Annotated in this window: 18 protein-coding genes and 2 tRNA genes; 4 read left to right on the top strand and 16 right to left on the bottom strand. The window is 51.1% G+C overall.

Annotated features, from left to right (window positions below; genetic code table 11):
- Positions 1–20: 20 nt before the first annotated feature.
- The 4 genes from JJD41_RS24865 to JJD41_RS15650 form a co-directional block, all read right to left on the bottom strand.
- Complete coding sequence (locus tag JJD41_RS24865; RefSeq protein WP_370583856.1) at positions 21–737, bottom strand: RNA-guided endonuclease InsQ/TnpB family protein; 717 nt, start codon at positions 735–737, stop codon at positions 21–23.
- Positions 673–1,236 (bottom strand): RNA-guided endonuclease InsQ/TnpB family protein, encoded by a 564-nt coding sequence (locus JJD41_RS24860; protein WP_234488861.1) that lies wholly within the window; start codon positions 1,234–1,236, stop codon positions 673–675. The genes JJD41_RS24865 and JJD41_RS24860 overlap by 65 nt, the downstream gene beginning before the upstream one ends.
- A 237-nt stretch (positions 1,237–1,473) precedes the next feature.
- On the bottom strand, positions 1,474–3,045 hold the full coding sequence (locus tag JJD41_RS15655) for an NAD(P)H-quinone oxidoreductase subunit 4 (protein WP_200668095.1): 1,572 nt from the start codon (positions 3,043–3,045) through the stop codon (positions 1,474–1,476).
- A gap of 97 nt (positions 3,046–3,142) precedes the next feature.
- A complete protein-coding gene (locus JJD41_RS15650; RefSeq protein WP_200668093.1) occupies positions 3,143–5,212 on the bottom strand; it encodes an NAD(P)H-quinone oxidoreductase subunit 5 in 2,070 nt (689 codons plus the stop codon).
- A gap of 285 nt (positions 5,213–5,497) precedes the next feature.
- Here JJD41_RS15650 and JJD41_RS15645 point away from each other — a divergent pair, with 285 nt between their 5' ends.
- Positions 5,498–6,649: an RNA-guided endonuclease InsQ/TnpB family protein gene (locus JJD41_RS15645; protein WP_200668091.1), complete on the top strand. Its 1,152-nt coding sequence runs from the start codon at positions 5,498–5,500 to the stop codon at positions 6,647–6,649.
- A gap of 403 nt (positions 6,650–7,052) precedes the next feature.
- On the opposite strand, the gene JJD41_RS15640 is transcribed toward JJD41_RS15645, so the two are convergent.
- The 3 genes from JJD41_RS15640 to JJD41_RS15630 form a co-directional block, all read right to left on the bottom strand.
- Entirely contained in the window at positions 7,053–7,481 is a 429-nt protein-coding gene (locus JJD41_RS15640) for a thioredoxin family protein (RefSeq protein ID WP_200668089.1), read from the bottom strand.
- A gap of 305 nt (positions 7,482–7,786) precedes the next feature.
- Positions 7,787–8,485 (bottom strand): NnrU family protein, encoded by a 699-nt coding sequence (locus JJD41_RS15635; protein ID WP_200668087.1) that lies wholly within the window; start codon positions 8,483–8,485, stop codon positions 7,787–7,789.
- 217 nt (positions 8,486–8,702) lie between these two features.
- Entirely contained in the window at positions 8,703–9,731 is a 1,029-nt protein-coding gene (locus JJD41_RS15630; RefSeq protein WP_200668085.1) for a C39 family peptidase, read from the bottom strand.
- Between the two features lie 303 nt (positions 9,732–10,034).
- Here JJD41_RS15630 and JJD41_RS15625 point away from each other — a divergent pair, with 303 nt between their 5' ends.
- The 3 genes from JJD41_RS15625 (at position 10,035) to JJD41_RS15615 (ending at position 13,461) form a co-directional block, all read left to right on the top strand.
- Positions 10,035–11,258, top strand: a complete 1,224-nt coding sequence (locus JJD41_RS15625; protein ID WP_200668083.1) for an NAD(P)/FAD-dependent oxidoreductase — start codon at positions 10,035–10,037, stop codon at positions 11,256–11,258.
- Between the two features lie 46 nt (positions 11,259–11,304).
- Complete coding sequence (locus JJD41_RS15620) at positions 11,305–11,949, top strand: HAD-IA family hydrolase (RefSeq protein WP_200668081.1); 645 nt, start codon at positions 11,305–11,307, stop codon at positions 11,947–11,949.
- Between the two features lie 330 nt (positions 11,950–12,279).
- Positions 12,280–13,461, top strand: coding sequence for an RtcB family protein (locus JJD41_RS15615; protein WP_200668079.1), 1,182 nt, complete (start codon positions 12,280–12,282; stop codon positions 13,459–13,461).
- A gap of 113 nt (positions 13,462–13,574) precedes the next feature.
- Here the strand turns inward: JJD41_RS15615 and JJD41_RS15610 are convergent.
- The 9 genes from JJD41_RS15610 to bioF form a co-directional block, all read right to left on the bottom strand.
- Positions 13,575–13,647, bottom strand: a tRNA-Glu gene (locus JJD41_RS15610).
- Positions 13,648–13,800: 153 nt separating this feature from the next.
- Positions 13,801–13,873: transfer RNA gene (locus JJD41_RS15605), tRNA-Glu, on the bottom strand.
- 139 nt (positions 13,874–14,012) lie between these two features.
- The gene (locus JJD41_RS15600; protein WP_200668077.1) at positions 14,013–15,050 is read right to left on the bottom strand and encodes a M42 family metallopeptidase; all 1,038 of its coding nucleotides are present in this window, start codon (positions 15,048–15,050) and stop codon (positions 14,013–14,015) included.
- 287 nt (positions 15,051–15,337) lie between these two features.
- The gene (locus JJD41_RS15595; RefSeq protein WP_370583855.1) at positions 15,338–15,940 is read right to left on the bottom strand and encodes a YdcF family protein; all 603 of its coding nucleotides are present in this window, start codon (positions 15,938–15,940) and stop codon (positions 15,338–15,340) included.
- A 48-nt stretch (positions 15,941–15,988) separates the two neighbouring features.
- Positions 15,989–17,386, bottom strand: a complete 1,398-nt coding sequence (locus tag JJD41_RS15590) for an S-layer homology domain-containing protein (RefSeq protein WP_234488860.1) — start codon at positions 17,384–17,386, stop codon at positions 15,989–15,991.
- Positions 17,387–17,583: 197 nt separating this feature from the next.
- Positions 17,584–18,714 (bottom strand): hypothetical protein, encoded by a 1,131-nt coding sequence (locus JJD41_RS15585; RefSeq protein WP_200668075.1) that lies wholly within the window; start codon positions 18,712–18,714, stop codon positions 17,584–17,586.
- Between the two features lie 15 nt (positions 18,715–18,729).
- Positions 18,730–19,812, bottom strand: coding sequence for a DNA cytosine methyltransferase (locus JJD41_RS15580; protein WP_200668073.1), 1,083 nt, complete (start codon positions 19,810–19,812; stop codon positions 18,730–18,732).
- Positions 19,813–20,074: 262 nt separating this feature from the next.
- Complete coding sequence (locus JJD41_RS15575) at positions 20,075–21,181, bottom strand: tetratricopeptide repeat protein (RefSeq protein ID WP_200668071.1); 1,107 nt, start codon at positions 21,179–21,181, stop codon at positions 20,075–20,077.
- Between the two features lie 111 nt (positions 21,182–21,292).
- Positions 21,293–22,468, bottom strand: coding sequence for an 8-amino-7-oxononanoate synthase (gene bioF / locus JJD41_RS15570; protein ID WP_200669220.1), 1,176 nt, complete (start codon positions 22,466–22,468; stop codon positions 21,293–21,295).
- Positions 22,469–22,548: the final 80 nt, after the last annotated feature.

Raw genomic sequence — 22,548 nt, 5'->3', positions numbered from 1 at the left:
CCCCACGCCACTTATCTAGGTCATCGACCCCCGACAGACCGACTTGACAGGCGGTTTCCGTTCCCCAGAGTCCCCGATGCTCCTACATTCTCTAGTCCACGATCCAAAACCATCTCTGCTGCAGCACGATCCCAATGAGTTCGATACCCACACTCAGGACAATGATGCTCTCTGACTTCCAACCCTTTGCTCGCCGTAGCAAGGCAGTTGGGACAGGTTTGACTGGTGCCGTTGGGGTTAACTTTAGCAAAGTACACTCCCCGTTTCCAGCAAACCCATTCTGTCAGAGACAGAAATTGTCCGAAGGCAGCATCAACACAATCTTTTCGTAACATCCCTCGCGTCAACCCCGTGACGTTGAGGTCTTCTGCAAAGATGGTTTGCGCCCGGTCACAAAGCTGATGAGCCGTCTTCAGATGGAAATCTTTACGACGATTGGCAATGCGATGGTGCATTCTAGCCACTTCGATTTGTGCCTTCTCCCAGTTTTGAGAACCCTTTTGTTTTCGTGCTGCTCTGCGTTGCAGCAATTTCAGCTTGCCTTGCATCGACTTGAAAAACTGGGGTCGTTCTTGGAAAGAGCGATCGGAAGCGGTCAAGAATCGCTCCAATCCCAGGTCAATCCCAATCGCCCGACCGTGAACCGGGGCATCGGGAACCGATATATCCGATTCAATGGTGACGACAACGTACCATTGCGTCCCCCGTACCCTGGACAGTACCCTTACCTGTTTCACCCCAACCCCCCTTTGAAAGGGGGGCGAAGGGGGGATGCAGGTTGATGGGTACTTCCCCGATCTTTGGCAACTTGATTGTGAAGCCATTGATGGGATTGTTCTGGAACTGGGGAAATAGAAAGGATTTGAACTGACCGAACTTTTTGAAACGAGGGAATCCATGTCCCCGTTTCTGAAAGGATTCCCAGGTATCGTGCAGTCTGCGAATTGTGGTCTGCAACACCTGAGAATGCACCTGACCCAGATGCGGGAATTGCTTCTTTGCTTTGGGCAGGTTATTCTGCTGACGGTGGTAAGACGGAAACGGTTCATCGGCAGGAATGATGTATTCCTTTTCCAACGAACATCGGTCTACCTGACACTTACGAGAAGCAATCCAGTCTTTGAGTTCGCGCAAAGCGTAGTTATATACGCCTCTGCACGTCTCAAGCCACGACCGCAGTTCAGCTTGCTGCAAGGCATCTGGATAGATTCGGTAGGTGTAGTTCATGGTCAGCATAGCCGGAGTTTACCAAAGGCTATAGCTCCCCGAACCCCTCAAAAGTTAAAACCGTAAAACTCACTGTAAGCATTTAAAGCAAGAAACATGCCCATCATTAAAATTTCCAAGCAGTATTTAATCGACTAGAATGAAAATTTTATTACGATAGATGTCCCGGCTTCAGTTGTATAAAAACACGAAAGGACAGGCGGGGTCACCTGTCCTCGTGCTATCTAGTTTTTGCCAATCAGATAACTAGCGATCGCCGATCGCGGGCGCTTGTAAGGGAGTCGAGGCGATCGAAGTCCCCTTACCCAAACTCGGCACCGAATCGCGCAATCTCGCGGTCAACTGGACCGTCGTCGCATCGTAAATCTGGGTGACCAACTTCGGATACAAGCCGATCCCGATAATCGGAACCAACAGCGACGCGATAATAAACACCTCGCGCGGTTCCGAATCGACCAAAGCTTCGTGTTCGATCAACTCCTTATTCTCCGGACCGTAGAGCATCTCGCGCAGCATCGAGAGGAGGTAAATCGGGGTCAAAATGACGCCGACCGCCGCCAAGAAGACGACGACCACCTTAAACGGGGTGCTGTAAGCGTCGCTGCTCGAAAATCCGACAAAAACCATCAATTCGGCCACAAAACCGCTCATTCCCGGCAGGGCCAAAGACGCCAGGGAACAGGTCGTCCACATGGCAAAGGACTTGCGCATTTTCTGACCGACGCCGCCCATTTCGTCGAGCATCAGGGTGTGAGTGCGATCGTAAGTCGCCCCCACCATAAAGAACAAACTCGCCCCGATCAACCCGTGGGAGACCATTTGCAACACGGCCCCACTCAGTCCCAAATCGGTAAACGAACCGAGACCGATCAGGACGAATCCCATGTGGGAAATGGACGAATAAGCGATCTTGCGTTTGAGGTTGCGTTGGGCGAAGGAAGTCAGCGCCGCGTAGACGATATTGACGACGCCGAGAATGACTAACACGGGAGCAAAAATCGCGTGGGCGTCGGGGAGCATCCCGGCGTTCATGCGAATTAAGGCATAACCGCCCATTTTGAGGAGAATTCCGGCGAGGAGCATGTGAACGGGAGCTGTCGCTTCGCCGTGGGCGTCGGGGAGCCAGGTGTGTAAGGGAAAAATCGGTAACTTGACAGCGTAGGCGATCAAAAAGGCTGCGTAGAGCAGCAATTGGGCGTTAATGGCGTAATCTTTGGCGGCGATCGCGCTCATGTCGAAGGTGACCGTATCGCCGTAAAAGGCCATCGCCAAGGCGGCAATCAAGATAAACAGGGAACCCCCTGCGGTGTAGAGAATGAACTTGGTCGCTGCGTAGAGGCGCTTTTTACCGCCCCAAATCGACAGCAGCAGGTAAACCGGGATTAACTCCAGTTCCCAAACCAAGAAAAACAACAGCATGTCCTGCACGGCAAACACGGCAATTTGACCGCCGTACATGGCCAGCATTAAGAAGTAAAACAGTTTGGGTTTGAGGGTGACGGGCCACGCGGCGAGCATCGCCAGGGTAGTGATGAACCCGGTCAGGATAATCAGGGGCATCGACAAGCCATCGGCGCCCACGGACCAATTCAGATCGAGGGGGGCGACCCAGGAGTAACTTTCAAAAAGCTGGAGGTCTGGATTGCCCAGCTCGTATTGGGTGCAAAAGGCGTAGACAATTAAGGCAAAGTCGATTAACCCGACGATCAGGGCGTACCAGCGTACCGTTTTGCCGTCTTTGTCCGGCAGGAACGGCAGGGGCAAGGTCGCCGCGATCGGTAACAGGATAATAGTTGTCAGCCAGGGAAAATCAGCCATATTTGTTCAGGATGGATGATAGTTCGTCGGTTCGAGGTTCCCCGTCCGTCGGGGAATGGGGTTCGCCGCGAAAACGAACGAAGAACCCGAAACAACTTTAGGTGATTCCAGAGAGAATGACCAATCCGAGAACGGCGACAAAGACGATCAGGGCGTAGAATTGGGCGCGTCCGTTCTCGAAGTATTTCAAGCCTTCACCGCTAATGACGGCGATCAATCCGGTGAGGTTGACGGCGCCATCGACGATGCGATAGTCCACTTCGAGGACTTGACGGGCCAAGCGGCGCGAACCGATGACGAAGAGCAAGTTATAGATTTCGTCGAAGTACCATTTGTTGCGCGAGAAGTTGTAGAGGGGGCGAATTTTGTCGGCGATCGCCCCGACATCGATCTTGCGGCTGAGGTACATCAACGACGCTACGGTAATGCCGATTAAGGCGATGCCGACCGAGGCGCCCGCTTCAACCACGAAGTGACTCAACTCGAATTCTTCCGCATGTTCGAGGACTTCGGCGAGGCTTTCGTTGGGGGCGTGGATAAATTGCTCGAAGTAGTTGGCAAACGGCATTCCCAACAGACCGATGAAGATCGACGGAACGGCGAGGGCCATCAAGGGAATGGTCATCGTCAGGGGAGATTCGTGCGGGAATTCACTATGATGCCCGTGACTGTCGTGACCGCTTTCGAGTTCTTTCGGATCCATCGCGCCCGGACCGAAGGCGAGGGCGGGTTCGGCTTCCATGGTGGCGGCTTCTTCGAGCAGTTCTTTGCGGATGTGGGTTTCGTTGCCTCGGAAGGGGCCTTCAAAGGTGAGGAAGTACATCCGGAACATGTAGAAGGCGGTCATTCCGGCGGTCAGCCAGCCAATCAGCCACAGGGCCGGGTTGGCTTCTAAGGCGGCGCCGAGGATTTCGTCTTTGGACCAGAATCCGGCGAAGGGAGGAATCCCGCAAATGGCGAGGGTTCCGATCGCGAAGGTGGCGGCGGTAATCGGCATATATTTGCGTAAGCCGCCCATCAAGCGCATGTCTTGAGCGAGAATCGGGTCGTGACCGACGACGCCTTCCATGCCGTGGATGACCGAACCGGAGCAGAGGAAGAGCATCGCTTTGAAATAGGCGTGGGTCATCAGGTGGAACAGTCCGGCGCCGTAAGCGCCGACCCCCATCGCCATGACCATGTAGCCGAGTTGGGAAATCGTGGAATAGGCGAGTCCTTTTTTGATATCGTTCTGGGTCAGGGCGATCGTGGCGCCGAGGAAGGCGGTAAAACATCCGGTCCAGGCGATCGTGTCCATGACCGCCGGGATCGGCTCGAACACCGGGTACATACGGGCGATCAGGAAGACTCCGGCGGCGACCATCGTGGCGGCGTGAATGAGGGCCGAGATCGGCGTCGGACCTTCCATCGCGTCGGGAAGCCAGACGTGTAAGGGGAATTGGGCGGACTTGGCAACTGGACCGAGGAAGACCAAGATCGCGAAGATCGCGGCAATTCCGGCGCCGAGGTTGCCGGACTGTACCAGGTCTTGGAGGCGATCGCCGATAATTTGAAAGTCAAAGCTATCGGTCGCCCAATAGAGTCCGAGCATTCCCAACAGCAAGCCGAAGTCGCCGACGCGGTTGACGACGAAGGCTTTTTGACAGGCATCCGCAGCCGCTTGGCGATCGTACCAGAACCCGATCAGCAAGTAGGAACACATGCCGACCAGTTCCCAGAAAATATAAACTTGTACCAAGTTGGGACTGATGACCAAGCCCAACATCGAAGAGCTAAATAGGCTCAAGTACGCATAAAACCGCACGTAGCCGCCGTCGTGGGCCATGTAACCGTCGGTGTAGACCATCACCAGAAAGGCGATCGTCGTCACTACGGCTAACATCAAGGCCGACAGGTGGTCGATGGTGTAGCCCATCGTCAGGTGAAAATTTCCGGCTGCCGCCCATTCGAGGGTGCGAAGGTACGGTTCGTGTCCTTGAATTTGGCTCCACAGTAAGGCGAAAGACAAGACTGTAGACATACCCAAAAGGGACACGATCGCAATGGCGTTGATTTGCCGGAGGCGATTTGTCGCTTGGTTATAAGAAATCAGACCTAGACCGACCAGCATCGCTCCTGCCAATGGCAGGACTGGAATCAGCCAGGCATACTGATAGATTGCTTCCATCTCTGATGCCTAGTTAATACTTCTTTATTTAGTACGGGGAATCGTTAACATTTTGACACACACTCGGCAGTCGGGAGTTGGAAATCCTGCGAACGGTTGTCTGGGGCTGGAATCTCGCCCGTCAGAAGTTACTCGTCAGTTTGTCGGTTGTCGGCATTCGGGATCGCGATCGCCTGGCGTTAACTTTTGAGGGGTAGCGAGAAGCCGCTTCGCGTCTACGATGCCCCGAAAATCGACACACGACCTATACTCTAACGGAAAGCTCAAATCTGTTAGACTATAGGTATGTTGAACTTGACCTACAGCTACCGAATCTATCCAGGACTTGACCAGGAAGCTCAAATGCTCGACTGGTTGGAGCAATGTCGTCGCGTCTATAACTACGCTTTGGCAGAGCGCAAGGACTGGATCGGCTCGCGTAAATGTACGGTCAATGCTTGCAGTATCAAGCAGGAATATATCATTTCTGCCGACGCACCCTATCCCGACTATTACAAACAGCAAAATGCGCTGACCAAAGCGAAAGATGAGATCCCAGAACTGAAGGCAGTTCATTCTCAAGTCTTGCAAGATGCCTTGAAGCGATTGGATAAGTCGTTCAAGTTCATGCAGAAAAGAGGATTTGGATTTCCTCGATTCAAAAAGTTTGGTCAGTACCGCTCGTTTGTCTTTCCACAGTTCAAATCGAACCCCGTCAACGGGTTTGAGATCGAACTGCCAAAAATTGGAGCCATGCCCATTAACCTGCATCGACCTCTCCCGGAAGGGTTTGCACTCAAGCGGGTACGGGTCGTCTTCAAGCCGTCTGGTTGGTATGCTCAACTGATTCTGCAAGCCGATCTTTCCGTCCCCGAGATTATGCCTCACGGTGAACCGATTGGCATAGATTTGGGACTGGAAAAGTTCTTGGCTGTATCGACGGGAGAGTTGGTAAAACGCCCTCGCTTTTTCGTGGATTTGCAAAGCAAGCTTCGATGGCTGCAACGCCAATTGAGAAACAAGAAAAAGGGTTCGGCTAATTACCGGAAGATTCAAGCCAAGATTCGCCAACTGCACGAGCATATCCACAATGTTCGCCGTGAGTTCCACTTTCTGACGGCTCACAAGCTTTGTGACCATGCTGGGATGATTTTTGCTGAGGATTTGAACCTCAAGATGACCAGTCGCGGGATCTTGGCCAAGCATTGTTTGGATGCTGCTTGGGGAAGCTTCTTGGAAATCCTCAGATGGGTGTGCTGGAAGCGTGGGGTCTACTTTGCCACGGTTGACCCCAACGGGACAAGTCAAACTTGCCCTCAGTGTGGGGCGCATACTGGGAAGAAGGAACTCGGCGAACGGGTGCATTATTGCAGTGAATGTGGATATACGACAGACCGGGATGTTGCTGCCGCTCAAGTGCTCATGCAACGAGGTCTTGTACTTGTAGCCGATGGATAGTCGGTGATGCTGCCTGTAGAGGAAGGTTACTTGGGAACCCCGATGAAGCAGGAAAACCCAACCGCGAGGAAGGGAAGCCCGCGCTCTACCCATTAGGGTGAGCGTCGGGAGGATGTCACGAACCCCACCCAAATTGAGACTGGGTGGGGTTAACGTTGCCATATCATGTCTGGTGGCATCTCGGGACTTATTGAGAGCGGACGCCTACCTCGTCGCACTCGAAGCGAGTCGAGTTCGACAGCGAGATCTGGAGGGTGAAAAGATCGACCCCTGACCTTTACCCAAACCACTAACTCGGAGATCTTGTTGACAGTCTCCGGCCTATAGGCACGGTAATTCTCAGTTCGTTGGCAGTCCATCGACGTCAATCTTAGTACATTTGTCGCCGAGGGTTGGTTGGGCACTAAACACTAATGTTCACTAAATTGGGGAGCGAACCGGGGGCGATCGTTTCGCCGAGTCCCTCCTCCGTGACCTCCGAGACCGACTCGGGCCGACAGGCAAAGCGATCGAGCGTCACGAAGGAACGCATGGCGTCATATAACTCGTCGCGGTTTTGCAATCCTTGGACGCGATGCACGATTTGACCGCGATCGAACAGAATCAAGGTGGGTAAGGTACTCAACCGATAAGCACTGGCGAGCTTTAAGTTGAGGTCTGCATTAATTCCGACGATCTTGAGCTTCCCCCCCCATTCTTGCTCGAACGCACTCAAGATCGGCTCGATCATCCGGCACGGACCGCACCATGGGGCCCAAAAATGAACCAAAACTAGGGAGGTCGCTTCTAAAACTTCTTTTTTAAACGTTTGCTCGTTAACCGACAATACCATGATCCCTCGATGTTGAATCGTTTTTTCAGATCGATACCGGGATCATGCTACCTCGATTTGGGATCGCTTGAGTGATTCCAGGGTACCAATTTTATGTAGTTTTTTATCGGGGTTGGTCATAAATTTCGTCCGGAGAGCGAGGGCAGAATTTTCGCGAGATCTTTTTAATTTTCTCGCGAAAATTCTGCCTTCAATCCATGCAGAGTTTGCACAAAGTAGCAACATTTAAGCCCTCAGTGGAAACTGGCCGATCGCGCGGCGAACGTCCTTAGAGCAGTGCCTCGCACCCCACCTCGGCGAGACCCTTACCAGGGAACGCTGGCGGTCGCTCGTAGTAACAGGGGATGGGCCCACCAAAGTAAGGCGATAAACCCGGTGACGCCGAGATAGGCGGGACGGATGAATTCTTTCCACTCTAAAGTTTGCCGTCCTTGGGCGATCGCCAAAAAGGGGACGATCGAGGTACGCGCTTTGACCGCTTCAAAGGCTTCGCCGTAGCGGGCGCCCAGGCGGCGATCGCCGTGCCAGACGCCGAACAGGTGATGTAAAACCAATCCCAAGGAGGTGACTAGGGTAAAACTGGTACCGATCCATAAAGTATGAGCAATACACCAAATCACCTGACCGACCATTTGCGGATGTCGGCAAATTCTGACGATCCCGGTTTCGTAAAGGTGAACTTCGGGTTTGGCGACGGCAGCAATTTCGAGGAGGTTGAAGGTCGCCGGATAGAGGAAGAAAAAGGAAATTGCCGATAAAATCCAAACGATCGGTTGGACCGCCGGGACTCCTTGCAATTGCCACAACTGCACGCCGTCGTAACGGTGATTGAAGAAATAGATAATTAAGATAACCGCGAGGGGCAAACTGACTAAAGCAAAGCCAATCCGGTACAGTCTCGGACCGAGGATCTTTTCTCCTTTTGGACGTAAGGCGGCTAAACCACTATGGGCGATCGCAAATAATAACAGGAGGCCCAAGATAATCAAATGGCTATTACTCATGAGGGGGAAAATCTGAAGTCAGAAGTCCGTGGGGCGGGCATCTTGTCCGCCTCCACAGCAAGCTAAGAAGTAGAGTGAGGGGTTGAGCGATCGCCGAACGAGATTCTACTCCGCACGCCGGGCGATCGCCGGGGTAAGCCCGAGTCCGAGCCCGAGTCTGAGCCCGAGTGAAAACTTATCCTGGCGAATCGCGTCGGTTCGGTCTCGACGATCGATCCTAACGGCTGATGTAATGAACCCAGAACTGATCGTCAATACACAGACGGCTAATCAGATTGTAAGAATAGTGGAGATTGGCGCCCGATCGCCAGCGATCGTAACCCGTGGGGAACCATTCTCCATAAGGGTCGTGGACGATAAAACCGTCGTCGTCAAATCCGACTAAAACAATAATGTGACCGAAACTGGTGAAATAGCCGTGAATCACGCAAGGATTGCCGCCACGCAGGTGTTCCTTACAGCGTTCGATCGTGCCCCAGTAGGTAAAATCGTCGCGGCGGCGGTAGTCGCGGACGACCCGGGCTAAATCTTCCGGACTGTGACGACTGTAGCCGCGATCGAGACACCACTGATACAACTCGTCTTCAAACTGGCTAAAGCGATAGTCATATCTGGGAACCCCCAGATATTCGAGACACATGGCGATCGACGTGACATTGCAAGAGCCGCCGGGATTGTACCAGTTGTCATTTTGGGACTTATACGGCACGTTGAGCTGAACCGATTTCGGCTTGTACGATGGCGTAGCGACTAACTTATCATTTTCAAGGATTTCGACATGTTGGTCGAAGGCATACCAAACGTAACTTTTATTAATCGGTTCCTTGACAGTAATGCGGTAGTGACTGCGATGACCTGCTTCGTAATCCGTTAAAACAAAACCCTCGCCGTCTTTGACTTCGAGGCGTTCTTCGGGTTTGAGATCGGTTGATTGTAAGGGTCTTAGCTTAAAAACGGTATTTCTAACCGCACGGATGGCGATCGCGCTGCGAGGAAACGTATCCGGATTGGCTCCGAGTAGACCCCGAGCGGTTTTGGGTCCGAGAGCATTCTCTTCCCCTTTAATCCCGGCGATAATTTGGAAGCGATGGTAAGCCGCAGTGGTCAGAGGTCCCAAAATGCCATCGACGGGCGGATCGAGAATTTTTAACTCGATCAATTGCTGCTGGATCTCGCGCGTGAGACTCTCGTCGAGCGCAACGGCGCTCAGAGAGGAAATGCGGTCAATGTCTTTGAGCTGAGCCATCTTGTAAATTAAGAATGGGCAAAATAACACCCCTATTTTGGCACGAGCGTTCCACTTTAGACGGCTCGATTTTCACTGAATTGGCACAATTGCCAGCATCAGCTTCGTGGAGGGCATTTTTCGGGGGGTACTCCGAACGGGTGCGAGTCAAATCCCAAATTTGCTCTAGGTTGGGCTCGCCGTTGGGGTCGGATGAGGCGATCGCCCCCTCTCCAACTCTACTTTGACTCCAGTCCTACGGGGAGCGATCGCCCTGCTATCTTGGAAGAGACGATCGTGCTGGCAAGGCTTTGTGACGTAATTATGACCCAAGAGACTACGCGGCGAATTTGTATCCTGGGAGGGGGCTTTGGCGGGTTATACTCGGCTTTGCGCCTGCACCAGCTTCCTTGGAGTCCATCGGAAAAACCCGAGATCGTTCTGATCGACAGTCGAGATCGGTTTTTGTTTGCCCCGTTGCTGTACGAACTAATTTCTGGGGAATTGCAAACCTGGGAAATTGCGCCCCCGTTTTCGGAACTGCTGTCTCATACCAACGTGCGCTTTCATCAGGGGACGGTGGTGGGAATCGATCTGGACAATCGCCGCGTTCGCCTCCTCGAAGATGTCGAGTTATCTTACGATCGCCTCGTTCTGGCATTAGGCGGCGAAACTCCGGTGGATCTCGTTCCCGGTAGTCGCGAATATGCTTTGCCTTTTCGCACGATTGACGATGCGTATCGCCTCGAAGAACGGTTGCGCCTGTTGGAAGCGTCGGAGAAAGATAAAATTCGGGTGGCGGTCGTCGGCGCGGGGTATAGTGGGGTTGAGTTGGCGTGCAAATTGGCCGATCGCCTCGGCGAACGGGGTCGCTTGCGCCTGGTGGAACAAGGCGATCGCATTCTCAATGCGGCGACGGAGTTTAACCGCAATACGGCTAAAGCCGCCCTCGACGAACGCGGGATCTGGATCGATTTAGAAACGACGGTCGAGGCGATCGGACCGCAAACGATTTCGTTACTCTACAAAGGTAAACTCGACGAAATCCCGGTGGATCTGGTCTTGTGGACGGTAGGAACGAAGGTAGTCCCCGCGATCGCCGATCTGGATTTGGCGAAAAATAAACGGGGTCAAGTGCTCGTCACTCCCGAGTTACAGGCGATCGATCGCCCGGAGATTTTTGCCCTCGGCGATCTGGCTGACGGTCACGACGCAAGCGGTCAAAGCGTCCCCGCAACGGCGCAAGTGGCGATCCAACAAGCGGATTATCTGGCGTGGAATGTCTGGGCTTCGATGAGCGATCGCCCCCTACTGCCGTTTAAATATCAAAATCTCGGCGAAATGATGACGTTAGGACTCGAAAACGCTACCTTAACCGGATTGGGAGTCAAAATCGACGGTCAGGCGGCAGTGGTTTTCCGTCGTTTAGCGTATCTCTATCGCTTACCCACCCTCGACCACCAGCTCAAAGTAGCGTTTAATTGGATGACCCAACCCTTGCGCGAGGCGATCGCCAAAACCCGCGCCACGGTTTCCTCTCTCGATTAATCGCTTCCTCCCTCTTCGCCCCTTTTTGATTTCTCACAACTGACTAATGGACGCGCCTCAAGTTATTTTTTTCGACGCTGTCGGCACCCTGTTTGCCGTTCGCGGGACCGTCGGCGAAACTTACGCCCGTTTAGCCCGCGATTACGGCGTTACGGTCGATTCCCAGCGCCTGGATCGCGCTTTTATCGAAAGTTTCCGCGCCTCGACTCCCCCCGCCTTTCCCGACGCCGAACCCAGCCAAATTCCCCAGTTAGAGTTTGAATGGTGGGAAGCAATTTCGATGACGACGTTTCAGCGTATCGGCGCGTTCGAGCAATTTTCTAATTTTCAAGAGTTTTTCAAGCAACTTTTCGCGTATTTCGCCACGGCTGAACCCTGGTTCGTCTATCCCGACGTTCCCCGGACTTTAGAACGCTTGAAAGGAAGTTCTACTCAATTCGGCATTCTCTCTAATTTTGACTCCCGGCTTTATCGCGTCCTCCAAGCCCTCGATTTAGACGATTTCTTCACCTCGATTACCCTGTCCACGGAAGTCGGCGCCGCCAAACCCGATCGCCAAATTTTTGAGGTGGCGTTGAGCAAACACGACTGTCAGCCCGAACGGGCATGGCATATCGGCGATAGTTATAAGGAAGATTACGAAGGGGCAAAAGCGGCGGGACTGCACGCCATTTGGCTCGATCGCCAGTGAGAGAGGAGTTGTGGGGATTTTAGATTTTAGATTTTAGATTGTCGATTGTGGAGCCATTGGCGATCGCGCGGCGATCGGATGGCTCTTTTTGCTTGAATCTTGTATTATGAATGTAGTATTAATATGGCCGGAATAATTTAAGTGATGAAAAACTACAAAAATAGTCGCGGATGAAGGCGGCGATCGGCTCCAATTTCAAGGCTCGAAAACCGCCTGAAACCCTAGTTTATAGTTTGATGCGATCGCCCTCACGGTGAATGAGCGATCGCCGCAAGCCCACCCCAACCATAGAAAATCTAAAATCTAAAATCTCAACTCTCCACCGTTCTCATGTCTTACGAAACCCTCAACTTAAAAACCCCCAGCCCGGTTCTCTCCTGGGCCGGACACCAACTCGGCGATCTCGAATCGAAAATGGCCCAAAATGTGGCCTCCTTGCCCTTCGTCTTCAAACACGTCGCCCTCATGCCCGACGTTCACCTCGGTAAAGGCGCCCTGGTCGGTTCCGTCATCGCTACGGAAGAAGCCCTGATTCCCGCCGCCGTCGGCGTCGATATCGGCTGTGGCATGATGGCACTACAAATGCCGTTTACAGGCGATCGTCTCGACGGCAAACTCAAAACCATTCGCCAACAGATCGAAGCCGCGATTCCCGTCGGCTTCAACGAAAACAAAAACGTCGAAACCTCCGTGACCAATTGGATGGGATGGCGCCAATTCAAAGATCTACATCGCGGCGCCGCCCGTCTCGAAGGCAAAGCCCTCAAACAAATGGGAAGCCTCGGCGGCGGTAACCACTTCATCGAAATCTGTCTCGACGAAGACAACAACGTTTGGTTGATGTTGCACTCCGGTTCCCGTCATATCGGCAACATGCTCGCCCAATATCATATCGATACGGCCAAAGAGCTGGCAAAATTAGCGCAGATCGAGCTTCCCGACCGCGATTTGGCCTACTTCGTCGCCAATACTCCCGAGTTTGACGCCTACTGGCGCGATTTACAGTGGGCGCAAGATTACGCCCGCTTCAACCGCAAAGTGATGATGGACCGCCTCAAACGGATTGTCGAACAACAGGTCGCTGGTGGCAAACCCCTCCAACCGAAACTCGTGGTTAACTGTCACCACAACTACGCCGAGAAAGAGGTTCATTTCGATCGCGAAGTCTACGTCACCCGAAAAGGCGCCGTACGCGCCCGAGAAAACGACTACGGGATTATTCCCGGTTCGATGGGGGCGAAATCTTACATCGTTAAAGGGAAAGGCAATGCCGAAAGTTACTGCTCTTGTTCCCACGGCGCCGGACGCCTGATGTCGCGCAGCAAAGCGAAAAAATCCTTCACCCTCGACGATCTCGTTGCCCAAACCGACGGCGTAGAATGTCGTAAAGATAAAGGCGTCATCGACGAAATTCCCGGCGCCTACAAGCCTATCGATAAGGTCATGGCCCAGCAGTCGGACTTAGTCGAAGTCGTCGCTACCCTCAAACAGGTGTTGTGTGTGAAAGGCTGAAGCTGGGGGCTTGTCTCTTCCCTCTTGCCTTCCCCTTCCAAAAAAAGAAGTTCCAAAAAAAAGAACAAAAAAAGAAGACACCCAAAACTGGATGTCTTCTTTTTTTGGCTTAGTACCCCCAGGGGAATTCGAATCCCCGTCGCCTCCGTGAAAGGGAGGTGTCCTAGGCCTCTAGACGATGGGGGCCTGTCTTTGCCACGTCTTTTACACTAACGGAAAATTTCGGAAATGTCAAAACTTTTTTTTGCTTTTTTTTAGAATTGGCATTTCTGATTGAATCCCCACTGAAAAAGGCGCTCCCGGTGGGAAGCGCCTTTAGCAATGCTGAAATGTTTCAAGTACCCCCAGGGGAATTCGAATCCCCGTCGCCTCCGTGAAAGGGAGGTGTCCTAGGCCTCTAGACGATGGGGGCTTGTGTTTCAGCACCTTTGTTAAGGTAACTGAATAAAATTGAGTTGTCAACACCCGAGCGAGAATTTTTTTGAATTTTTTGGGTTTGCTTCGCTCAAAGGTAGGCCAGACAAGGATTTGCAATTTTCTAACTTTCTAAATTAAGAGGCGGTTTCGCACCAGCTTTCGAGGATGCGAGTGCAATGGGCGATCGCCCCGAGGTGAGCAATTTCGTAGCCGTGGGTGTTTTGAGTGGGGAAGGACAGACAGGCGGCGCGGGCGACGTGACCGAATTTCATGGCGATGGACGCATCGCTGCCAAAACCACTAATCGTAGCCAGTTGTAGGGGAATGGCGGCGCGGTCGGCGGCGGTGCGAATTTCGGCGTTTAAGCCTTCGTCGTAAATGCCGTAACCGTCTTGGGATAGCAACACTGGGGCGTCACCATCTTCGATGGGATATTCCGGGGCGAGGGGGCAAATTTCGAGGGCGATGAGGGCATCTAGGCGATGGCGATTGGTGAAGTATAGGGCGCCGAGGGCGCCGACTTCTTCTTTGGCGGAGGCGACTAAATAGAGATCGACGGGGGGATGTTTGACTCGTTCGGCGAGTTGCAAGAGGATGGCGACGGAGGCTTTGTTATCGAGGGTGTAGCTGGCGATGTAGTCTTTGAGGCGAATCGGGCGTTTCCGGTGTTTCCCGACGACGACGCGGGTTCCGGGACGAACCCCTGCAGCGTGTAACTCGGCGGCGGTGCATTTGGTTTCGACCCAAGCATCTTCCCAACGGAGGGCAATGTCTTGTTGGAGGGCTTTTTGGGGCGATTCGTGGGAAATGTGACGGGATCCGAAGCTGAGAATACCACTGAGGGTGTGGCGATCGCCTAAAATATCGACGACTCCTTCGCCGTAAATCCAGGGAAAGGTTCCGCCAAGTTTGCGAACTTCGAGGCGTCCGTCAGGTCCGAGACTTTTAACGATCGCCCCAATTTCGTCTTTATGTCCGGTAATGGCGATCGCCCGTTGCGGATTTCGACCGGGTATTTTGGCGATCGCGTTTCCCGCTTCATCCAGCCACGTGTCTAAACCTAGTGCTTGAAAACGGTGCAGGAGTAAGTTATCGATTTCGGTTTCGACCCCACTGGGAGAGTGATGCAAGACGAGTTCTTCAATGAGCTGGAATAGGCGATCGTGGGTCATGATTTTAGATTTTAAATTTTAGAGACTGTTTATAAAATAAACATGAACAGCCCGTTTTGAGAGGAGGCCATCGCCGGAGCATCAAACGAAACATGGTTACCATCGAGCGATCCCAACGCTCTCGACCTTTCTATTGTGCCTTGTAGGGGTTTGGTTACCAAACCCTAGAGAAGTAGGGGTTTGGCAACCAAACCCCTACTAGATTTTTTTACAAACAGTCTCTTAGATTTCAAAAGTAATGCTCGGGTTATGAATTTTAACGGTTAACTTTTGATGGTAATTTCCCGTTATAAATCTGGATTCAAACTCGCTCCCGATCGCCCGGTGAACAACCAGAGAATCGATCGCACGCAGTCGCGTAGGACTTTCCAGATCGATTCTCGGGGTTTTGGGGATTGGTGTGAAACGACGATCGGGGTGGCAATAATGCCGCGACTGCCGAAAATAAAGGTCGCAATAGCGCGCGATCGCCGCATGTGATAGTCGGAGGTAATCAGATAAACTCGCCACATCCGATCGCGAGCGAAGCGATCGACATTGCAAGTAAAATTAGTCACTGTATCGGTCGCACATTGCTCGTAATGGATGACGCGATCGGGGATGTTTGCTTTCGCAAAAACTCTCTGTAAAGACGGTTGCGGTGTCACTCCCGATAACCAAATCTCGAGATCGCGATGGGACTGCCAAAATTCGGCGGCAAATGTCATGCGTCGGTAATGTCCACCCAATACAAAAATGGCTTGCGGTTGGCTGACTTGAACTTGAGTGATTGCCAAACGAAGGGGAATATAGCCGAGGACAATCGCCAGGAGGGCGATCGCCAACAGCAGCCACGTTTTTTGACGGTGGAACGGCCAAATTTTCAAATATTTATTCAGCCATTTATTCACGCCTTGAACCTCACTGACAACCTCATTAACGACCCGATCGCCTATCGCTTAATTTTCTTGATTTTCTTGAGTGGTTGGCGGTTCGGAGGGTTGAGCAGTCGTGCGATCGCCCGTCTGGGGATTGGCTTGAGGGGTCGGCTGACGGTTGACAACATCTGTGGCGGATAAACCCTCGTCGCGATCGCCAAAATACCACAAGGTCGCCGCCGCTTCCGCCCGCGTTACTTCTTTTTTCGGTTGAAAAATACGGGTGTAACCGAAAGCGCGCCGGAGGTTCGATAATTCTCCATTTTGATAGTCTGCCAAAATCGCCGGGAGAACCGCCGGATCGATTTTCGGGACATCTTGAAACCCCCACGCTTCTCGCACCGCTTCTACCGATGCTTTAGGTAACCCTTGGCGAAAATCGAGGGGGACTTTCCAGGCGATCGCATCTTCTCGCGATAATGGGGCGTCCGGACGGAAGTTAACCGCCGTATTCTCTCCGGTGAGCGAACTCGGGATAATTCCCGCATCCGCCAATCCCTGAATCGCCGCAAATTGCGGATGGGTGGCGGGAACGTCTTGAAAGGCAGGTTGGGTACTGGGAGTGGCGAGGCGAATTTGTTTGCTCGGTTGGTTGTCGAAAAAGCGATTGTTGGCAGCGATCAGCCATTCGGCGTATTGGGCTCGGGCGATCGCCTGATTCCACGCTTCGGCGTCGGCGTCGCTGGATGTCGCTTTCAGGGACGCGATCCCGAGTTGTTGCAAGTCACTCACGTAGGGGCGCAAGGGTTCGGGAATCGTCTCTAATGTTGTCTCTGCGGCCTTTTCAGTTGTTGTCGAGCTTTTTGGGGTTTCCGGTGTTTTAGCGGTACTGGTGGCGCTCTCAAGCTCGTAAGTGAGGGTAAATTCGGTGGGGGTGTCGCTCGGTTGGCTGACGATCGCCACTGTGACTTGCAAGTTATCTTTGCGGGCACTCACGGAGCGATCGCCTTGGGTTTCTGTGGCAGGTGTCGGCAGAATTTCCCACTGGTTGTCTTCAAAATGAGTTTGATAGAATTGCCGGACGCGATCGCCGCGATCGCCCGTTTCCCAAACAGTCGTTACCCTAGGCGTTTCCTCGGTTTGTGGCGACGATCGTTCCGAAGTGCTGCGGCTGACGCTTTGCAATTCGGCGTTGTTATATTGCGGAATTTCCCTCGGAAAATCTTCCGGCAGTTGAGTTGGGGTGACCCCGGGAGAAGGCGACGGGGTAGAATCTCCGAGCAATTCGGGGTTGTCTTTCAGTTTAGGATCGGGGGCGAGGGAGTCCTCTAACTGTTTGGATCCCGGCGTGTTCGCACAGGCGGTTAATGAAAGTAGCAGTCCCAGTAATGTCAGGAGTCGGATCGAGCAGTTCTTTTCAAACACGGACAGTTCGCGATCGCATGAAATTGCATTTTCTACGCTAGCGCAAGTTGGCAATTATGGATGAGTCGTCAACTCTGCAACAGCCTCCTCAACCATAAAACAGTCAATGCTCGGTATGACTGGCGATCGACGTTGGAAGATTAGCAACTTGCTCTAAATTAAAATCATACATTTTATCTATTCTATTCCTTTTTAAACAGAAGAGATTTGAACATTAGGCTGCTCGATTTTTACTCCAAAAAACTTTAAATTTAAATCACTATTTGTTTAGAATTGAGTACGTCTATTAACTCTCTCCATTTTGTTTTATGACAATGATTTATTTCTTTGTCAGCCTCTATCAATGTTGAATAGATTTTCAAGAATTCAGATCTAGAAGAAATTAATCTCAAATAATATTTGAGAGTAGGTAAAATACCATTAATAATCAATTCACAACCATGTGTTTTACTGATTTCAATAATATAAGGCTTAATTTCTTCATATTTAACTTCTCCTGATGAAAAAATACAGTAACGATAGGGATTAAATTTATATATTTTTTGCTGGATGTCCAAGATAACAGATATATCTATCGATCTTTTGTGTTTAATTTCAATAGCTTCTATTAGGTTATTTTGGCTATCAAAAATTTCAATATCTCCTGCAGTTTTAGAGGTGCGGTCGGATGCAGTATGACTTCCTAGAGGGTTAAGATGGCATGTTTTATATCGTTCCACTTCTGACATGAGAATTGAAAAAATTGCATAAAATGACAAAACAGGTAACTTAGAAGCTCCTCGAACATTATATTTAAAATTAAAATGTTTTTCGAGACAATCAATAATTGAATGAATTGTGATATTTTCAGGATTTATAATGGGCTTTATTTTTACATTTTCTGCTAGATTTTTAGTATCATAAACTTGTTTTAACAAAACAATTGTTATGTTTTGAACGATCGACTCATTCGATCTTTCGATGTAATCTACAATTTCTAAAAATGGCATTTTAACGCTCTTTTTAATTTTTCCTTCATAGTCAAGCGTGTAAGGATAAGGTTGTTCTAACGTACGAGTCAACCATCCACTTTCTGCCATTGCAGGCAGCCCTAATTTTTTGAGTGTTGGAGTAATGTATTTTGTGTCAATAGTTCTACCTGAAAATCCATTTTTAAGTTGATCCTGATGATATCTTACGTCTTGTTTTGGATCGATCAGCTTATGAATTAATAATGTTACTAAAACAGTGTAAGCTCCTTTTTGATTAAGGCAGTTTTTCGCTATTGCTGAAATATTCTTAATTATTTCTGTCGGTAAAGTTTTTTTAACTTTATCGAATTCAATTTCACTCATTCTTATGCCAATTTTATAAAGCTGTGTAAGCTTTTCAGCATGATTCATGATCGGTAATCTTAGTTAATTACAGTGAGTTAAATCTAAGCCTGGTATCGTAAGTTGAATCGGTTTTTCCGGTCTTTTAAAAACTCGATCTCTATTATTAGATTTTGAGCATGGAATCGTTATTTTTTGTTCCATTATTGCTTTTCCTAACTCATAAATAACATTCGTTGCCACTGAGTTTCCAATTTGTTTATAGGCTTCACTTAAGCTGGCACTTCTTTTAAAGGATTTTGGAAAACCCATAATCCGATAACATTCTTCAATCGTTAGCTTACGTACCCGATTCTCTTGTGGTAAGTAAATAAAAAATCGTCCGGAAGATTCTTGTGAAGGTAAAGTAGGATGCACTCCTTCCACTGAATAAATTCGGTTAGGTTGTCGGTGAACGCGAGATAAGTGTTCGGTATGGGGACGAATTCCCTTTTTCCAAATACTTTTATTACGATAACCAACAAAAATCAATCCTGAATCTTGTTGTTTTGGATGCTTAATTAGAGTGTATTCAGAATCATCAATATATTGAAAATCTCCAGTTTTTGACAAGAATTCTTTAAGCTGTGGGATCTCCAACTTTGGTTTAATTCGTGAAAAATCAAATGGCTTATGCTTGGAGGCGACAATAAAAACACGTTCCCTATTTTGAGGAAGTCCAAAATCTTTGGCATTGAGTAAACTATAGCGAACGAAGTAACCTAAATCTTCTAGAGTAGTAATGATTTCTTCAAAAACAGATCCTTTTTCTAAATGAAGCAAGTGTTTGACATTTTCAAGAATTGCTACATCTGGCTTTTTTGCTTGTAAGAGATTACACAGATGGAAAAAAATAGTACCTCGCCGATCGGAAAATCCTTTTCTTTTTCCACAAATACTAAAGGGTTGACAGGGAAAACCAGCCGTTATAATATTGACATCTGGAATTTTAGAAAAATCAATATCGGAGATATCCATTTCTGGCAAGTCACCAAAATTGTCAAAGTAAACTTGCCGACAAGCTTCGTTTTTTTCACAAGAATAAAGGCATTCAAAGCCCAAGCGCTCTAGGCCAATTCTAAACCCTCCTATTCCAGCAAAAATATCTGCAAAGGTAATTCTTTTCATTGTCAACCACGACGAGATATTCTCAATGCTAAGATTTGAATTATGGTGGGAATTATGATGATTTTTGTTTCATGTGATGTTTACAATGTCATAGCATCTTTCATTTTACCAGAAGTCAGGAAAATTGATTCCACGAAAATTCAAATCTATTCCTATTGATTTTAATCCCGGCTGTAGGAGAATAGCCAATCAGAAAGAATAGGAGATAGAACGGTTAGTTGCTGTTAATTTTAAAAGGGTTTTGACGAGAGGCGATCGAGGGCTAGGGCAAGTTACGAAGGGCGTTGAGAACGTCGCGCAGTTTTGTTTCTTGTCCTTGTTGTTGATAGAGATCGGCGGCTTTTTCAAAGTCGGCGCGGGCGGCTTCGATTTGGTTGAGCTGCTGTTGGGCGAGGGCGCGGTTATAATAGGCTTCGCCGAGGTTGGGATTTCGTTCGATCGCCCGGTTATAATCGGCGATCGCGCGATCGAGTTGGTTGATGCTGGCGTGGCATACCCCTCGATTGAGATAGGCGCCGAAATCGTCGGGGTCGAGTTGGAGTGCTTTACTATAGTCGGAGATCGCCTTATCGCACTGGTTGAGGCGACGGTAAGCGACGCCGCGATTGTAATACGCATCCCCTAAATCGGGATTGAGTTCGATCGCCCGGGTATAGTCTTCGAGGGCGTTTTGCCAGTTGGCTGCATCGTCGTAAGCGTTACCGCGCAACACGTAGAGGTTGGCGTTGGTCGGTTGCAGTTCGATCGCCCGGGCATAATCGGCGATCGCCGCTTCCGATTGTCGCAAGCGCGCCCGAATTTGTCCCCGTCGCTGATAATAACGGGGATTGTCGCCGTCGAGGGCGATCGCGCGGTCGTAATCGGCGATGACGACATCGTAGCGTTGCGCCGGGGCTTGTTCCCGCGTCAGTTTCTGCGATCGCGCGTCGGCGCGCAGCATGTAGATATCTGCCTGTTCGCCATCGCTTTCGATCGCCCGGTCGAAGTCGGCGATCGCGCGGTCGTAATCCCCCAGATACAGATAGTCAATCCCTCGCAGGGTCAGCATTTCAGCATCGCTGGGATTGCGTTCTAGCACTTCGCTAAAATCGGCGATCGCCCCGCTAAAATCTCGCAGGTGATGTTTGGCAATCCCGCGCGCCGCATAAGCCGAGACTAAATCGGGATCGAGTTCGATCGCCTTGTCCAAATCGGCGATCGCCTCCTGGTAAGCGCGACGGTCGAGCTTTTCGATCGCGCTTTCTAAGAAATCTCCGGCGCTGGTTTGGGCGATCGCGCCGAGGGGTAAAGTGGCGCCCACCTGGGGAACGGGACTGCCGAAGGAAATCGCCAGACTCAGGGCGATCGCTAAACTTTGAATGAATTTCACGGTTGGCAATGGGGTGTGAGGGTGTAATCACGATCTTAAGCCCGATCTCGACTTCAATCCGGATAAATTGGCGATCGCCCCGGGGTTAAAGGTCGATCGCCCACTCCCCATTCACCCCAATCCCCGTTCTTTCAAGGCTTTGAGGCTGTCAACCAGCACCGCGCACTGTTCGGGAGTGTGACTCGCCATTACGGTGAGACGCAGGCGGCTGGTCGGTACGGTCGGAGGGCGCACCGCAGCGACTAAAATCCCCGCTTTTTTGAGCAGCCGTCCGGCTTCGAGAACGGTGGCGGCGTCGCGCATCTGGATGCAGACGATCGGCGAATCCGACGGTAGTGCGCCTTCGATTCCGACCCGTTCCAGTCCTTGTTTGAGAGATGCGACATTTTGCCACAGTCGGGCGCGCCGTTCGGGTTCGTCGCGCACGATCGCGATCGCGGCGATCGCCGCCGCCGTATCTGCGGGGGAGAGGCCAGTTGTATAAATCCAGGTCGGCGCGCGGTTTCGCAAAAAGTCGATCGCCTGACGCCGACCCGCCACGTAGCCCCCCAAACTGCCGAGGGCTTTACTCAACGTTCCCATTTGGATCGAGGGGCATTCCCGACAGCCGCACGCTTCGATCGCCCCGGCTCCCGTTGCCCCTAAAACCCCGGTGGCGTGGGCTTCGTCTACCAGCAACATGCAGCTAAACTCGTCGGCGAGGTCGAGTAAGGCGGGCAGGGGCGCCAAATCCCCATCCATACTAAAAATACTGTCGGTGACCATCAAACAGCGCCGATATTCGTCTCGATGTTGTGAGAGCAACTCCCGCAAGGCTTCCAGATCGGCGTGAGGATAATCGATCGCCGTGGCCCCACTGAGAATCGCTCCATTTTTGAGGCTGGAGTGATTGTAGCGATCGCCGAGGATTAAATCCCGTTTGCCGACTAAAGCGGCGATCGTGCCGAGATTGGCCAAATAGCCGGAACTGAACACTAAGGCGTCTTCGGTCTGTTTGAGATCGGCGATCGCCCGTTCCAGTTCCCGATGTAGAGGTCGATGTCCGGTAATCAGGCGCGATCCGGTGGTTCCGGTCCCGTAGGTGCGGGTGGCGGCGACGGCGGCTTCTACCAAGCGGCGATCGCCTGCCAAGCCTAAATAATCGTTACTGGCGAAATTGAGCAGCCGTTGCCCTTGAATTTCCACCACGGCCCCGGGGGCGCTAATCGCTTGCGGCGATCGATACCAATTCGCCCGGTGAATGGCATCGAGGGCGCGGTCTATCCAAACATAGGGATCGTTGGGCATCATGGGCAAGGACGATAGCAGTCGAAAACCGGATAGGCGATCGCTCGATTCGCTCGGTCTTGTAGTATACGACAAAATGC

This window comes from Oxynema mangrovii CENA135 (assembly GCF_016632315.1).
In the GTDB taxonomy this organism is placed as follows: domain Bacteria; phylum Cyanobacteriota; class Cyanobacteriia; order Cyanobacteriales; family Laspinemataceae; genus Oxynema; species Oxynema aestuarii.
This window is presented reverse-complemented; position numbering and strand designations above follow the sequence as displayed.